Consider the following 14,809-nt stretch of genomic DNA (forward strand, 5'->3'; position numbering starts at 1 on the left):
CCTCGGTGCCCGTCGAAGTCCTCGTCATGTGCGGTGCATGCGGGCGGCCCCAGCCGGCGGGCGGCCCGCGCTGCATTGCCTGCGGGGCCCCGCTGCCGGAGGCGCCCCTGCCCGCGGCACCGGGAGGCCGGGCGCCCTTCCTCGACGCGGACCTGGGCGGTGGGCGCTCCCTCTCCGGTGAGGGGGAGCGGCTCTCCTACCGGGCCGCGCCCACGCAGTCTCCCCAGGAAGTGGATCTGGGCAGCCTGCGCGGCATGGAATTGCAGACGCACTTCTTCCGCGAGGCACTCCTCCTCGTGGCCTTCGCCGTCCTGGGCTTCGTGGCCCGCGCGCCCGGCCTGAAGATGGTGTCCTTCGGAGTGGCGGCGCTGGGCGTGCTGCTGGCCGTGGTGTGCCGCTCCCACGTGCTCGTCCTGGAGACGTCCGCGCCCGGCAGGGTGCGCTGGCCGCTGGGGCTGGCGCGCCGCGGCTCCGAGCGGGATGCGCGCCTGCTGGCCGCCTGGGACACGCTGGCGGACGTGGTGCGCGCGCGGGGCGTGCCCGTCCGGGTGGCGGGCTCGCCGCTCGTGGAGCCGCCTCCGCCCCAGCCTCCGGGGCCGCACGACGGCCCTCGCGCTTGACGGGCAGGGGCGGCCGGGTAGGGTGCCGCGCATGTCGCGTCCCTTCGCGCCCGTGTCGCAGCGCTTCCGCCTGGCCATGGGCGTGTGGGGGGCCTGCGTGGCCGCCAGCGCGGGGTGTGGCTACCGCTTCGTCGGGAAGGGCGAGGGCCTGCCGGAAGGCGTGACGGCCCTCTGCGCTCCCGTCTTCACCAACGAGACGCCGGAGCCCACGCTGGAGACGCTCTTCACGCGCTACCTGCGCCAGGAGTTGACGCGGGTGGGGCGGCTGTCGAGCGGGACGGCCTGCGACGCGCGCCTGGAGGGCACGGTGCTCTCGGTGTGGAACTCACCCACCATCACCGGCAACTACTTCCGCATCTCCGCCAATGCCCGGTTGAGGCTGGTGAAGGACGGACAGGTCCTCAAGGAGACCCAGGTGGGGGGTACCGAGGATTACCTGCTGGGAACGGGGGACATCCTGCAGGCCGAGGCCAACCGGCAGGCCGCGCTGGACCGCCTGGCGGAGGTGCTCATGCGCGACGGGTACGATCGGCTGGCCAGCGCCTGGTGAGGAGACCGAAGCCTCCTCCCGGCAGCCTGCTCAGGTAGACAGGGACCGCGCGAGGCGGCCCCGGGGACTGCTCAGGCCTTGGCCTTCGCGGCGGCCTTGGCGAGGCGGGAGATGCGGCGGGAAGCGGTGCGCTTGTGCAGCACGCCCTTGGAGGCGGCCTTGTTCAGCGCCTTGGAGGCCGCCTTCAGCGCGTCCGTCGGGTTCCCACCCTTGGTGGCGAGCGCCTCACGGGCGGACTTCACGGCGGTCTTCACCTCGCCACGGACGGTGACGTTGCGCGCGCGACGCTTGAGGGACTGACGGTGACGCTTCTCTGCGGACTTGGTGTTGGCCAAGGAATTCTCCAGCGGAATGGCAGGCTAAAAGAGGCGCCGTCCTTACTGCGACGCTTCACGGGCGTCAAGGCAGGTGTGCGCATCCGATCGGGTTTTCCGGACTGTGGGTGCGCAATCCCGGGCACCTGCCGGTGAGAATCAACCAGCGGAGGTCGCGTATTCCCACACCAGCCCGGCGGGGTCCGTGAAGGTGAGGCGTCCCTCCCGGAATCCGGCTCCGGTGCCGGGGCGGACCTCCTCCAGCGCGGCCCGCAGCCGCTCCACCGCGCCGCGGGAAGGGGCCTCCAGCGTCAGGATCAGCGCCCCACCCCCGGCCGGGGCCGTCCCCGCCCGCGGGCCCGAGAAGACGACGCGCAGGGCCGCATCGCCGTAGGCGGCCTCGTCCGGGCCGGTGCGGAGGGTGCCCCACCCCAGCCGGGGCGCCACCGCGTCCCAGAAGGCGCGCTGGGCGGGCAGGTCCGCCACCTGGAAGCGCAGGGTGGACAGGGCGGCGCGGGGCAGCCAGGCGGGCGGCGGCAGGGACTTCTCCTTCACCTTCGCGGCCTGCCAGTGCCGCTCCATGTGCTCCAGGGTGGCCCCGCCGAAGGGGACGCCCTCGGCGCGCAGCTCGGACTCGATGTGCTGGAAGCGCGTGGTGAAGCGGCGGATGGCCATCCGCAGCGCGTCCTCGGCGGGCGTCTTGATGAAGCGGGCCAGGTTGGCCAGGGAGAAGAGGACGTCGCCCAGCTCGTGCTCCATGGCGTCCCGGCTTCCGGAGGCGATGGCCTCGTCCAGCTCGTCCAGCTCCTCCGCCAGCTTGCCGCGCACGCCCGCGAGGTCCGGCCAGTCGAAGCCGATGCGGCTGGCCTTCTCGGTGAGGCGCTCGGCCCGCATCAGCGCGGGCGCGGCGACGGGCACCCCGTCCAGCACGGAGCCCTCGCTGCCCGTCTTCTGCTTCTTCTCCTCGGCCTTGAGCTTCGCCCAGTTGGCCAGCACCTGCTCCGAGCCCTCCACGTGCTCCTCGCCGAAGACGTGCGGGTGCCGCCGGGTGAGCTTGTCGCTGATGCCCTTCGCCACGTCGGCCATGGTGAACTCGCCCAGCTCCGCGCCCAGCTGCGCGTGGAAGACCACCTGGAAGAGCAGGTCCCCCAGCTCCTCGCACAACGTGCGCCAGGAGCCTCCATACCCGACGCGGTCCATCTCCTCCAGGACCTCGAAGGCCTCCTCGAGGAGGTAGGGGCGCAGCGAGCGCAGGTCCTGCTCCCGGTCCCACGGGCAGCCGCCCTCGGAGCGCAGCCGCCGCATGATGTCCACCAGTCGCTCCAGCTCGGCCCCGGGGTTACGCGTCGTGTCCACCATGCGCGGTCCTGTAGCACGCGACGTAACGCCCAGAACGGACAAAGGCGGGCAGGAGGGCAGGGGAGTTGGCGTTCGCTTTCGTGGTTTGACCCGGGTCGCCTATCATCCGCCCCCTGGATGATCCGCCACCCGCTCCTCGCCCTCGTCCTCTGCGGCCTCGCGCTTCTGGCTCCCGGGGTGGCGACCGCGCAGATTGAAGCGCCGTCCCGCCTCCAGGAGGTGGATCCGAGCGCCGTCGAACCCGACCTGCGCGATGACTCCTCCTACGACCCGGGGGATCAGCCCGTGGAGGACATCCCCGACGAGCCCGAGCCTTCACCCGCGCAGGACGACGATGCGCCGCCCTCGAAGGCCACCCGGGGAGCCAAGGGGGCAAAGGATGCGAAGGCCGTGGAGGCCGTCCCCGCGAGCGCGAAGACGCCGGCCCCGCCCGCCCCCGTCGCGGCGCCCGCGGTGCCCGTCCCGCAGCCCCGGCAGGCCGTGTCCCAGGTGCTGGCGCCGAGGATGACGGACGCGGAGGTGCTCGCGGTGTGGGACCGCTGGCGCCAGGCCCGCGCGACGAATGACACGCCCTCCGCGGACGCGGCGCTGAAGGCGCTGGTGACGCTGCGCGCGGAGCTGGTGGCGTCGGACCTGGAGCCGCTCAGCGTGGGCTTCCTGCGCGAGTCCGCCGTGCGGCGCCGGGCGGGAGACATGGCCGGCGCGGTGCGGCTGGCGGAACTGGCGGTGGAGCTTTCCCCGGGGCTGCCCTACGCCCGCTTCGGGCTCGCGGAGGCGTACGCGCTGGCGGATCCGGGCAACGTGTCCCGGTACCTGGGCGAGGCGCGCGCCGCAGTCACAGGGCTGCTGGGGGACGCACGCTACCGCCGGCCGGTGCTGGCGGACCTGGGCACGCTGGTGCTGATGGCCTGGGCAGCCACGGCCGTGGCCCTGGTGGGCCTGCTGTTCCTGCGCCGCGTGCGCTACGCACTGCACGACTTCCACCACCTGCTGCCGCGCGCGGTGGCGCGGTGGCAGTCCGCGCTGCTGGGCCTGGCGCTGCTGGTGCTGCCGGTGGCGCTGGGGCTGGGCGGGGTGGCGGTGCTGCTGGTGCTGCTGGGCGCGGTGGCCCTGTACCTCTCCCGCGCGGAGCGGGCGGTGGCGGTGGTGCTGGTGGCGGGCGTGGGGCTTCTGCCGCTGGCGGCCGGGCAGCTCGCGCGGGTGACGGCCTTCGCCGGCACGCCCGCCGAGGACGTCTACCTCCTGGAGCGCGGCGGCCTGTCCGCGGAGGCGGCCATGGCGCGGGTGCTCGCGCGGCAGGAGTCCCGCGCGGCCACCTTCGCCGAGCTGGATGCCCTGGCGCACTATGAGTCGCGCCGGGGGCTGCTGGAGGAGGCGAAGACGCACTACAAGGCGGCCTCCGCGCTGCGCAGCGGCGACGCGCGGCTGCTGACCCGCTTCGGCAACACCCTGGTGGGTCTGGGGGACGCGGATGGGGCGGCGCAGCTCTACGTCCAGGCCTCCCAGTCGGACCCGACGCTGGCCGCGCCGCACTACAACCTGGCCCAGGTGCACCGCCGCCGGGCGAAGACGCTGCCGGACTCGGAGGTGGGCCAGGAGCTGGACCGCGCCGCCACCGCCATCGCCTCCGCGCAGGCGCTGGATGGCTCGCTGCTGGGCCGCGATCCTCCCCCCGAGGAGCGGCTGCTCCTGAACCTCCTGGTGCTGGCCCCGACGCGGCCGGAGGCGGAGTGGCTGTCGCTCGCCGACGGCACGGAGGCGGGGCGCCGCGTGGAGGCGCAGCTGGGGCGCTGGCTGCTGCCGGGCGTGGCGCCGGGGCCGGTGGCCTGGGCGGCGCCCGCGGTGCTGGCGGTGCTCCTGGCCCTGTGGGGGCTGGCGGGCGAGAAGCTCAAGGCCGCGAAGGTGTGCGAGCGCTGCGGCCGCGCCGTCTGCGTGCGGTGCGACCCGGAGCTGGGCGTGGGCAGCAAGCAGTGTGGCCAGTGCGTGAATGTCTTCTCGCGCAAGGGGCTGGTGCCGCAGCAGCTGCGCAACCGCAAGCAGGGGCAGGTGGAGCGCCACCAGGCCTGGGCGGGCCGGCTGTCGTATGCGCTGGGCGCCGTGCTGTCGGGCGCGGGGCACGTCGCCTCGGGGGTGCCGGTGCGAGGCGCCCTCTACGCCTTCTTCTTCCTCTTCGCGCTGGCCGCGACGCTGCTCCACCACGGGCTGGTGCGCGCGCCGTACGGTGACGCGCCGCTGTACCTCAAGCTGGTGCCGGCGGTGCTGCTGCTCGTCGGTGTCCACCTGCTGTCGCTGCGCGGCCTGCGCCGGCTGCGGCGGGAGGAGTGAGAGAACATGTCCCTCCAGGGAACTCTGAAGGACTTCGGCATCGGCGACATCCTGCAGCTCATCGGGCAGCAGCAGAAGACGGGCACGCTGCACTTCCGCAACAAGGACCAGGAGGTCCGCGTCGGCTTCAAGGACGGCCACATCATCAAGGCCGAGAGCCTCACCCGGAAGCGCAAGGACCTCATCGGCAACATGCTGGTGCGCTCCGAGCTCATCACCGAGATGCAGCTGGAGGCCGCGCTGGAGACGCAGCGGCGCACCCTCAAGCGACTGGGGGACGTGCTCGTCTCCACCCAGGCCCTCACCGCCGAGCGCTTCCAGTCGATGATGCAGCTCCAGGCGACCGAGACGCTCTACCGCCTCTTCACGTGGAAGTCGGGCACCTACGAGTTCATCCAGGAGCCCGTGGAGCCGGACGCCGAGGCCATCCGCCCCCTGCGCGCCGAGACGGTGCTCATGGAGGGCTTCCGGATGGTGGACGAGTGGCCCGTCATCCGGAAGAAGATCCACCGCGACGACCTGACCTTCGAGCGCCTCAAGGCGCTGCCCCAGCCCCGGCCCGATGAAGAGGGCGGGGAGCTGGGCTCCATCGGTCCCACCGAGCGGCGCGTCTACGAGGAAATCGCCCCCGGCCGCGACCTGCGCAAGCTCGTGGACGTCTGTTGCCTGGGCGAGTTCGAGACGTGCAAGGCCCTCTTCAACCTGGTGAAGGGGGAGTACGCGCGCGCCGTCCATCCGGAGGGCGTGCGCGCGCCCGCGCCAGGAGACGAGCGCCTGCTCGCCCGGGTGGGGGGCACGGTGGGCCGCGTGGTGGTCACCATGGTGGTGCTGGCCGCGCTGGCCCTCGTCGTCTCCCGGAGCGCGTACGCGAGCCCCGAGGGCCTCGCCGCCACGTCCTTCACGGATCCGGCGGCCCAGCGTCATGTTTCCGAGGCCCAGCGCGTCCGCATCGCCGCGGCGCTCGAGGTGTTCCGGCTGGAACGCGGAGAGCTCCCGGAACGCCTGGATTCTTTGGTACAGGCAGGATTGTTGGAGTCGGAAGAGCTCAGCTACCCCTGGCGGGAGCAGTATTATTACCGACGGATTGCTGCCCGGCAGTTCGTTCTCCTGCCACCCTTGCGCTAGTCCCGGGCGAAAGTCGTCTTTCGCGACCCGGGGCCCGGCGTTACGTTGTGGTCAGCCGTTGTGACGTCCTGACCGAGGAACGACCCGCATTGCGAAATCCCGCCACGTTGGAATCGCCCGAAGTCCTCACCACCTCCGCCTCAGCCAAGGTGGACGTTCGTGACAACGCGACCGCCCTGGCCCTCTGCGGCAATCAGAACGAAAACCTCAAGTTGATGGAGCGGCGGCTCGGTGTCCGCGTCGGACAGCGGGGGACCGAGTTCCACCTGTCCGGGCCTTCCGACGCCGTGGCCTTCTCGGTGCGTCTCCTGGAGAACCTGGAGGAGATGATCCGCGCGGGCCGTCCCGTCTATCGCGAGGACGTGGAGCAGGGCATCAAGGTGCTCGGGCGGGGCGGGGCGGAGTCCCTCCAGGAGGTCATGCTCGGGCCCGTGCTGAAGAGCTCCGGCAACCGCCAGATTTCGCCCAAGAGCATCAACCAGAAGCGGTACGTGGACGCCATCCGCGCGCACGACATCGTCTTCGGCATCGGCCCGGCCGGCACGGGCAAGACGTACCTGGCCATGGCCATGGCGGTGGCCTTCCTGCAGGAGCGCAAGGTCAAGCGCATCGTCCTGGCGCGCCCCGCGGTGGAGGCCGGCGAGAAGCTGGGCTTCCTCCCCGGCGACCTGCAGGAGAAGGTGAACCCCTACCTGCGCCCGCTGTACGACGCGCTCCACGACATGATGGCGGCCGAGCGCGCCGCGCAACTGCTGGAGCAGGGCGTGGTGGAGGTGGCTCCGCTGGCCTTCATGCGCGGCCGCACGCTGAACGATGCCTTCGTCATCCTCGACGAGGCGCAGAACACCACCGTGGAACAGATGAAGATGTTCCTGACGCGACTTGGCTACAACAGCAAGGCGGTCATCACCGGTGACGTGACGCAGGTGGACCTGCCCACGGGGAAGATGTCCGGCCTCACCCACGCGCGCTCGGTGCTTAAGAACGTCGAGGGCATCCACTTCGCGGAGTTCTCCGAGGTGGACGTGGTCCGCCACCCGCTCGTCCAGGAAGTCATCCGCGCGTATGACCGCGCGGAGTTGGCCAAGCTCGAGGCCCAGGTCGCCCGCGAGGCGGCCGCCTCGGCTCCGAAGTCCGCCGCCGCGCCCGTCGGTAGCGAGTGACGGGGCGAACGCCCACGTACGCCCACCCGCGCATACCCTGGCGGGCGGGCGTACGGAATCCCACCCTCGTGAATTTTCCCTGGCGTTGCGTCCTTGATGGATCCGCGACGCCTTATCTAGGGTGAGGACCCCCATGGCCGAACCGGAAACGCAGCCCCCCGGGCGCAGTCCACTGGACGCGCTCGCCGAACGCCTCGGACTGGGCAATGGCGTCTGGGGCCGGCGCGCCATCCAGGTCTTCCTGCTGCTCGCGGTGGCGGTGGGTGCCGGCTTCGTCATTTCCCCGGGCCTCTACAGCCAGCAGATTCCGGCGCTGACCGAGGAGCACCTCGGCAAGCCGTTCCGGGCCAGCTCTCCGGCCGGGTTCAAGGCCGCGCGCGACTACGAAATCGTCCACCGCGCCATGACGCAGCAGCGGCGCCAGGACGCGCGTGGCGCCGTCCGCCCCGTGTATGACTTGAACCCCGCCGTGGTGGGCAGCCTGCGCACCACGGTGAGCGCCGCCTTCCGCACCATGCGCGAGCGCCTGGACGAGCTGGCCGAGGCGCAGGCCGAGCAGGACCCCGAGGAGGGGCGCCGCCGCAAGCCGCAGGCGCCCTCTCCGGAGGACGTGGAGCGTGAGCGCCGCGCCCGCGAGGCGATGCTGGCGGAGTTCCAGGAGCTGCTCTTCGGCCAGCGTGACTCGGGGCTGGAGGCGGAGGACTTCCAGGCGCTGTACGCCACCCGCTTCTCGCCGGAGGCGGAGACGGCCACGTTGCTGGTGCTGGAGCGGGCCTACCGCTCCGAGCGGGGCCCGGTGTTCGTGGCGGGCTCGCGTGACGAGCTGGCGCGCGAGGCCCCCCAGGGGCTCACCGTCCGCGACGTGGTGAACAAGGGCGAGGACACGCTGCCCGGCGCCGCGCCGCAGGTGGTGGACGTGCGCGAGGCGCAGCAGGAGATGGACCGCTTCGCCTCCATCCCCGGCAACCTGCTGCCGGACGCACCCGGCGTGCAGCGCCGTGCCGTGCTGCGGCTGGCCAAGCGGCTGGTGCGGCCCAACCTCACCATCAACATCGCGGAGACGGACGCGCGGCGCACCCAGGCGGCGCAGGCGGTGAAGGACGCCGTCATCTCCATCAAGAGGGGCCAGCGCGTCATCGGCGACGGCGAGCTCGTCAACGAGACGCACCTGGTGATGCTGCGCGGCATGCGCGCGGAGACGGACCAGCTGGACCTCTTCTGGCTCCAGCTGGGCGGCACGGGGCTGGTGGGGCTGCTGGTGGTGTCCTCGTACGCCTTCTGCCGCGCGGCCTTCCGGCGCTTCCGGCCCACGCGCAAGGACGGGCTGCTGCTGGGCCTGTTGCTGGTGGGCCTGCTGGGCCTGCTCCAGGTCTGGGTGTCCATCGCGGACGCGGTGCAGGACCGGTACACCGCGCTGCCGATAGAAGCCTTCTATTACGCCTTCCCGGTGGCGGCCGGCGCCATGCTGGTGCGCTTCATCCTCACGCAGGAGCTGGCGCTGTTCTTCGCGCTGGTCTTCGCCTGCCTTGCCGGCGTCATGCTGAGCAACTCGCTGGCCTTCGGCATCTACACGCTGGTGGGCTCGCTGGTGGCGGCGGACCGCATCGTCAAGGCCAAGGACCGCGTGGGCATCTTCCGCGCGGGCCTCCTGACGGGCGCGACGAACCTGGTGGCGGTGGTGTTCCTCTTCCTCGTGGAGGGCAAGGGGCTGGCGGGCGACACGCTCATCACCGCGCTGTGCGCCTTCGTGGGCTCCACCCTGGCCGTGCCGGTGATGGTGATGGCGCTGACGCCGCTCATCGAGTCCACCTTCGGCTACGCCTCGGACATCAAGCTGCTGGAGCTGGCCAACCTCAACCACCCGGCGCTCAAGGAGCTCATCGTCCAGGCGCCCGGCACCTACCACCACTCCATCATCATCGGCTCGTTGGTGGAGAACGCGGCGGAGACCATCGGCGCCAACCCGCTCCTGGCGCGCTCGTGCGCGTACTACCACGACATCGGAAAGGGCCGGAACCCGCTCTACTTCGGGGAGAACCAGAAGGGGGAGAACCGGCACGACCAGCTCGCCCCCGCGATGAGCGCCGTCATCATCAAGCGCCACGTGACGGAGGGGCTGGAGATGGCCCGGCAGTACCGGCTGCCCAAGCTGGTGGCGGACGCCATTCCGCAGCACCACGGCACGCGCACGGTGGGCTACTTCTTCCACAAGGCGTTGAAGGAGCAGGAGGGCAAGGACGGCGCGCCCCCCATCGACGAGAGCATCTACCGGTACCCGGGCCCCAAGCCCCAGTTCCGCGAGGCGGCGCTGGTGATGATCGCCGACGCGGTGGAGGCCTCCACGCGCTCCATGCCGGACCCCACCACGCCCAAGCTGCAGGCGCAGGTACAGAAGATCATCAACCTCATCTTCTCCGAGGGGCAGCTGGACGAGTGCGACCTGACGCTGAAGGACCTGAACCTCATCGCGCAGTCCTTCCTGCACACGCTGGAGGGCATCTACCACACGCGGCCGGCGTACCCGGCGGGCGCGGTGGGCGGGGGCAAGGCGCCGCCGCTGGTGGTGGCGGGCGGGATGAAGGTGTCGGACGGCAAGGACAAGGCGCGCACCGCGGGGATGTCATGAGCACGGCGCGAGGAGCAACAGCGTGAGACTCCGCAAGGGGAAGCTGATTCCCCGCGACGACGGCAAGCGCATCGAGGAGTTCGTGGGAGCGGCCACCACGGGCACGGAGGCCACCTCCGTCGCGCGGATGCTGGCCCCACCGGGCTGGTCCGAGCCGGCACAGCGCCCCGAGTTCGACGAGGTGGTCATCGTCCTCACCGGCGAGCTGACGGTGGTGGTGGAAGGCCGCCGCGAGCGCGTGTCCGCGGGCGAGGTGGGCCTGGTGCCGCGCGGCAAGCGGGTGGTGTACCGCAACGACGGGCAGGGCGCGTGCGACTACTGGTCCGTGTGCGCGCCGGCCTTCCGCCCGGAGCTGGCGCACATGGAGGCGCCGGCGCCGCGCGAGGCCGAGTACCACGTCACCGTGCAGGTGGCGCACAACCAGGGCCGCGAGTACTCGCGGATGCTCTCGGGCTGGGCGCGCGACTACCTCAAGCAGCTCGGCCTGTCCGGCTGCGAGCTGTCGCTGTCGCTGGTGGATGACAGGGCCATCCGCCGCCTCAACCGCACCTGGCGCAACAAGGACAAGGCGACGGACGTGCTCAGCTTCCCCGCGGGCGAGCTGCCCAAGGGCACGCCGGGGCCGCGCCCGCTGGGCGACGTGGTCATCTCGCTGGACACGGCGAAGAAGCAGGCGAAGGAGTACGGCCGCACGCTGGAAGCGGAGATGGCGCGCTACCTGGCGCACGGCCTCCTGCACCTGCTGGGTCACGACCACGAGAAGCCGCGCGACGCGAAGCGGATGGCGGCGCTGGAGGAGCAGTTGCTGGGCGAGAACGGCATGGTGGCGGACTCGCTCCAGGTGGATGCGAAGGCGCGCCGGGCCCGCAGCCTGATGTAGGCCCTTCCTCGGCCCCCCGCCGGACAATCCGGCATCCTCCGGTTGAGTCGGGCGGTACGCATGATAGGTAGGCCGCCTCCCGTGTGTTGGACGGACTCCATGCCCCGCCTGTCACTCATCGCCACCTGCCTGCTTGGCCTGCTCCTGTGGACGGCCCCGGCCCACGCGCGCGAGATCTCCATCCCGCCCTGGGGCTCCGGGGAGAGCCGGGGCGAAGACTTGTCCATCTGGCTGGTGACGTTCAGCCCCGGGGACGACGTGCCCTCGTGGTGGGGGCATGGCTCGCTGGTGGTGGAGGACAAGCGGCTCCAGCAGCAGCGCCTCTACAACTACGGGATGTTCACCTTCAACGACACCATGCTGGCCCGCTTCGCCATGGGCCGCCTGGAGTTCTGGGTGGGCCACTCGTCCGTCGGTTCCACCTTCCGCTACTACCAGTCGGAAGACCGCGACGTCCGCATCCAGGAGCTGAACCTCACCCCCGAGCAGCGCGTCATCGTCGCGAAGCGGCTGGCGGACAACGTGCTGCCGGAGAACCGCGAGTACCTGTACCATCATTACAACGACAACTGCGTTACCCGGCTGCGCGACATGATTGACGTCGCCACGGGCGGGCAGTTGAAGGAGATGGACCGGGCCCCGGGGCGCATGACGCTGCGCGAGCACACGCGGCGCTACACCGCGGTGAATGCGCCCATGAGCGTGCTGCTCGACTTCATGATGAACGATGAAATCGATCATCCCATCACGAAGTGGGAGGAGGCCTTCCTCCCGGACGAGCTGGAGATGCAGGTGGCGGCGCTCCAGGTGAAGGGCGCGGATGGGACGCAGCAGTCGCTGGCGGCGAAGACCTGGAACTACTACGAGTCCCCCACGCGCAAGCGCCCGCCCGCGGAGCCTCCGGCGTGGGGCCCCTGGATTCTGGCGCTCGGCGTGGCGCTCGGCGGCGCGGCGGTGGGGCTGGCGGCGTGGGAGCGGCGCGGCAGCCGGGTGGCCAGGCTGCTGCTCGCGCTGGAGAACGTGGTGCTGGGGCTCTTGCTCGGCATCCCCGGCACGGCGCTGTTCATCATGTGGCTGGTGACGGACCACACGGTGACCTACCGGAACGAGAATCTCTTCCTCGCCAACCCGCTGACGCTGCTGGCGCTGCCCTTCGGCGTGGCGCTGATGTGGAACAGCGCGAAGGCGCGCGCGCGGTTGTCCAAGGTGTGGCTGGTGCTGGCGGCCTCGGGCGTGCTGGGCGTGGTGCTGAAAGTGCTGCCCCCGTTCGACCAGGACAACTGGCGCCTCATCGCGCTCATCCTGCCCATCTCCGTGGGCATGGCCGGTGCCTTCGGGCTGGACCGGGTGCTGGCGCGCCTGCGCGGCTCGAGCCGCGCGTCAGCCGGGCGGGGGGATGCCGTCCCTTCGCTCAAGACTCCCTGACTCTTTTTTCTCTTTCAACCCCTTCCCGAGCGCGGCGCGCGAATGCCGCCGCCGACACGAGGACGACACCATGGCGAACGATTCGATGGAGAAGATCAACGGCCTGAGGGAGCGCGTGTTGGCGCTCCGGGGGCATCTTTGACCTCGACCGCAAGCGCTCTCGCATTGCGCTGATCGAGCGGGAGTCCACGCTCCCCACCTTCTGGGACGACCACGCCAAGGCCCAGTCGATGTTGAAGGAGAAGTCGACGATGGAGGCCAGCGTGGGCTCCTACGACAAGGTGATGCGCGGCCTGGACGACGCGCAGGCCCTGCTGGAGCTGGCGGCCGAGGCCAACGACGCGGACACCGCGAAGGAGGCGGAGGGCTCGTTGGAAGGTCTGGAGGGCGACGTCGCCAAGCTCGAGCTGGCGCGAATGCTGTCCGGCGAGCAGGACCGCAGCAGCTGCTTCATGGACATCAACGCCGGCGCCGGTGGCACGGACTCCATGGACTGGGCCGCCATGCTGTTGCGGATGTACTCGCGTTACTGCGAGACGAAGGGCTGGAAGGTGGAGATCAACGACGAGGTGCCGGGCGAGGAGGCGGGCTTCAAGAACGTCTCCCTGCGCATCGAAGGCGACTTCGCCTACGGCTACCTCAAGGCGGAGGTCGGCGTGCACCGGCTGGTGCGCATCAGCCCGTTCGACGCCAACGCGCGGCGCCAGACGGCCTTCGCCTCCGTGGACGTCTATCCGGAGGTGGACGACACCATCCAGATCGACATCCCCGAGAAGGACATCGACCTGAAGTTCATCCGCGGCGGCGGCGCGGGCGGCCAGAAGGTGAACAAGACGTCGTCCACCGCGCAGCTGCGCCACCTGCCCACCGGCATCATCATCACCTGCCAGACGGAGCGCTCGCAGTCGGCCAACAAGGACATGGCCTTCAAGATCCTGCGCGGCCGCCTGTTCGAGCTGGAGATGAAGAAGCGCGAGGCCGCGCGCGACGCGGCGGAAGCGCAGAAGAAGGACATCTCCTTCGGCTCGCAGATTCGCAGCTACGTGCTCGCCCCGTACCGCATGGTGAAGGACCTGCGCACCGGCGTGGAGACGGGCAACGTGGACGCGGTGCTGGATGGCGACCTGGATGAGTTCGTCACCGCACAGCTGCTCGGGGTGAAGAACCCCAACCGCAGCGCGGGCGCGGACTAGGCCCTCCAGTGCGTTTCCCCCGGCCCCTGTCACACCTGGGGGCCGGGGCCTGACGCCCCGGGCCAACCGCTTCGCCACGCACCCCGGGAACCTTTTTCCCAGCCCCGCTGTCCCAGGGCGCGCGGGGCAGGGGACGGGGTAGGCTGAAGGGACGGTGGCACCTCCCGGGCGGAGGGGCTGTCGCGGGAGGACACCGGTGACGTCGGGCGGCGTGCTCGAAATCGGACAGGAAGGGCCGGCCGTCGCCGAGGCGTCCGAGGCCCGGCGACAGGACGTGGCGTTGCTCAACCGGCTGCGCCGCGGCGACCCGGACGCCTTCGAGCTGCTGGTGCGCACGCACCAGGACCGGCTCTACGACTTCTGCGTGCGCATGGTGGGAGACCGTGAGGAGGCGCACGACCTGGTGCAGGAAATCTTCGTCAGCGTCCACCAGAACGTCCGCCGCTTCCGCGAGGACTCGAAGCTGTCCACCTGGCTGTTCCGGATTACGAAGAACCACTGCATCAACCGGCTGAAGTACCTCAAGCGCCGGGGCCGCGGCCGCTCGGAGGAGTACGACGAGGCCAGTGCCCTCTGGGTGGACGGGCCCGGGGCTCCGCCCGCGCCGGACGCGGCGCTCGAGTCCGCCCGCGAGCGTGCCCGTGTTCAGTGGGCGATTGCCCAACTGGAGCCGGACGCACGCATGCTGGTGGCCCTGCGCGACATCGAAGGCCTGAGCTACGACGAAATCATCGAGATTACCGAACTGCCCGAGGGCACGGTGAAGAGCCGGCTCCACCGGGCGCGGGAAAAGCTGGCGGACCTCCTGGGGCGGCTTGAGCCATGACCCTCATCCATCGCAAACTCCCGGACGTGGACCCGCGGATGAACCACCGCGAGGCGAGGGCCCTGTTCCTCGCGCTCGCCGACGACGAACTGCCAGCCCCCAAGGCGCAGGCGGTGCGCACCCACCTGGACGGGTGCGACGACTGCCGCAAGGGCTGGGAGGGCTACGCGTACACCCTGCAGCGCCTCAAGGGCGTGGAGCGGGAGAAGGCTCCGCCCGCGCTCGCCACGCAGGTGATGAACCGGGTACGCCACCAGCGCCGCTTCGGCCTGCGCGGCCTGCACACGAAGCACATGCACTACCGCGTTCCGGTGGAAATCATCATCCCCCTGCTCCTGGGGGCCGCGGTGGCCGCCTTCCTCTTCATGGCTGCTCCCTGACCTTCCTCCGCTGTGTTGCGTTG

Annotated in this window: 13 protein-coding genes; 11 read left to right on the top strand and 2 right to left on the bottom strand. The window is 70.9% G+C overall.

Annotated features, from left to right (window positions below; translation table 11 throughout):
* The first annotated feature begins 5 nt into the window (after positions 1-5).
* Both OV427_RS39275 and OV427_RS39280 read left to right on the top strand, forming a co-directional pair.
* Positions 6-620 (top strand): hypothetical protein, encoded by a 615-nt coding sequence (locus OV427_RS39275; RefSeq protein WP_267861358.1) that lies wholly within the window; start codon positions 6-8, stop codon positions 618-620.
* A gap of 31 nt (positions 621-651) precedes the next feature.
* Entirely contained in the window at positions 652-1,170 is a 519-nt protein-coding gene (locus tag OV427_RS39280) for an LptE family protein (RefSeq protein WP_267861359.1), read from the top strand.
* 71 nt (positions 1,171-1,241) lie between these two features.
* Here OV427_RS39280 and rpsT read toward each other — a convergent pair whose 3' ends face one another.
* On the bottom strand, positions 1,242-1,505 hold the full coding sequence (rpsT, locus tag OV427_RS39285; RefSeq protein WP_267861360.1) for a 30S ribosomal protein S20: 264 nt from the start codon (positions 1,503-1,505) through the stop codon (positions 1,242-1,244).
* A gap of 138 nt (positions 1,506-1,643) precedes the next feature.
* A complete protein-coding gene (mazG, locus tag OV427_RS39290; protein ID WP_267861361.1) occupies positions 1,644-2,843 on the bottom strand; it encodes a nucleoside triphosphate pyrophosphohydrolase in 1,200 nt (399 codons plus the stop codon).
* A 117-nt stretch (positions 2,844-2,960) separates the two neighbouring features.
* Here mazG and OV427_RS39295 point away from each other — a divergent pair, with 117 nt between their 5' ends.
* From OV427_RS39295 to OV427_RS39335, 9 genes are all read left to right on the top strand, one after another.
* Positions 2,961-5,168: a hypothetical protein gene (locus OV427_RS39295; RefSeq protein ID WP_267861362.1), complete on the top strand. Its 2,208-nt coding sequence runs from the start codon at positions 2,961-2,963 to the stop codon at positions 5,166-5,168.
* A gap of 6 nt (positions 5,169-5,174) precedes the next feature.
* Positions 5,175-6,293, top strand: coding sequence for a DUF4388 domain-containing protein (locus tag OV427_RS39300; RefSeq protein WP_267861363.1), 1,119 nt, complete (start codon positions 5,175-5,177; stop codon positions 6,291-6,293).
* Between the two features lie 89 nt (positions 6,294-6,382).
* Positions 6,383-7,456 (top strand): PhoH family protein, encoded by a 1,074-nt coding sequence (locus OV427_RS39305; RefSeq protein ID WP_267861364.1) that lies wholly within the window; start codon positions 6,383-6,385, stop codon positions 7,454-7,456.
* 133 nt (positions 7,457-7,589) lie between these two features.
* A complete protein-coding gene (locus OV427_RS39310; protein WP_267861365.1) occupies positions 7,590-10,082 on the top strand; it encodes an HD family phosphohydrolase in 2,493 nt (830 codons plus the stop codon).
* 22 nt (positions 10,083-10,104) lie between these two features.
* A complete protein-coding gene (gene ybeY / locus OV427_RS39315) occupies positions 10,105-10,962 on the top strand; it encodes an rRNA maturation RNase YbeY (RefSeq protein WP_267861366.1) in 858 nt (285 codons plus the stop codon).
* 99 nt (positions 10,963-11,061) lie between these two features.
* Positions 11,062-12,387, top strand: a complete 1,326-nt coding sequence (locus OV427_RS39320) for a DUF4105 domain-containing protein (RefSeq protein WP_267861367.1) — start codon at positions 11,062-11,064, stop codon at positions 12,385-12,387.
* A gap of 70 nt (positions 12,388-12,457) precedes the next feature.
* A protein-coding gene (prfB, locus tag OV427_RS39325; RefSeq protein ID WP_267861368.1) for a peptide chain release factor 2 occupies positions 12,458-13,580 on the top strand; the annotation gives its coding sequence in 2 pieces (ribosomal slippage) (positions 12,458-12,526 and positions 12,528-13,580; 1,122 coding nt in all).
* A gap of 196 nt (positions 13,581-13,776) precedes the next feature.
* The gene (locus OV427_RS39330; RefSeq protein ID WP_267861369.1) at positions 13,777-14,406 is read left to right on the top strand and encodes an RNA polymerase sigma factor; all 630 of its coding nucleotides are present in this window, start codon (positions 13,777-13,779) and stop codon (positions 14,404-14,406) included.
* Positions 14,403-14,786, top strand: a complete 384-nt coding sequence (locus OV427_RS39335) for an anti-sigma factor family protein (protein ID WP_267861370.1) — start codon at positions 14,403-14,405, stop codon at positions 14,784-14,786. The genes OV427_RS39330 and OV427_RS39335 overlap by 4 nt, the downstream gene beginning before the upstream one ends.
* Positions 14,787-14,809 lie beyond the last annotated feature (23 nt).

This window comes from Pyxidicoccus sp. MSG2, from assembly GCF_026626705.1.
Lineage (GTDB): Bacteria > Myxococcota > Myxococcia > Myxococcales > Myxococcaceae > Myxococcus.

Bases quoted from the DNA above. Each gene is read 5' to 3' on its own strand.
- OV427_RS39280 (WP_267861359.1), top strand. From the start codon at position 652: ATGTCGCGTCCCTTCGCGCCCGTGTCGCAGCGCTTCCGCCTGGCCATG.
- mazG (WP_267861361.1), bottom strand. From the start codon at position 2,843: ATGGTGGACACGACGCGTAACCCCGGGGCCGAGCTGGAGCGACTGGTG.
- OV427_RS39295 (WP_267861362.1), top strand. From the start codon at position 2,961: ATGATCCGCCACCCGCTCCTCGCCCTCGTCCTCTGCGGCCTCGCGCTT.
- OV427_RS39300 (WP_267861363.1), top strand. From the start codon at position 5,175: ATGTCCCTCCAGGGAACTCTGAAGGACTTCGGCATCGGCGACATCCTG.
- OV427_RS39310 (WP_267861365.1), top strand. From the start codon at position 7,590: ATGGCCGAACCGGAAACGCAGCCCCCCGGGCGCAGTCCACTGGACGCG.
- OV427_RS39320 (WP_267861367.1), top strand. From the start codon at position 11,062: ATGCCCCGCCTGTCACTCATCGCCACCTGCCTGCTTGGCCTGCTCCTG.
- OV427_RS39335 (WP_267861370.1), top strand. From the start codon at position 14,403: ATGACCCTCATCCATCGCAAACTCCCGGACGTGGACCCGCGGATGAAC.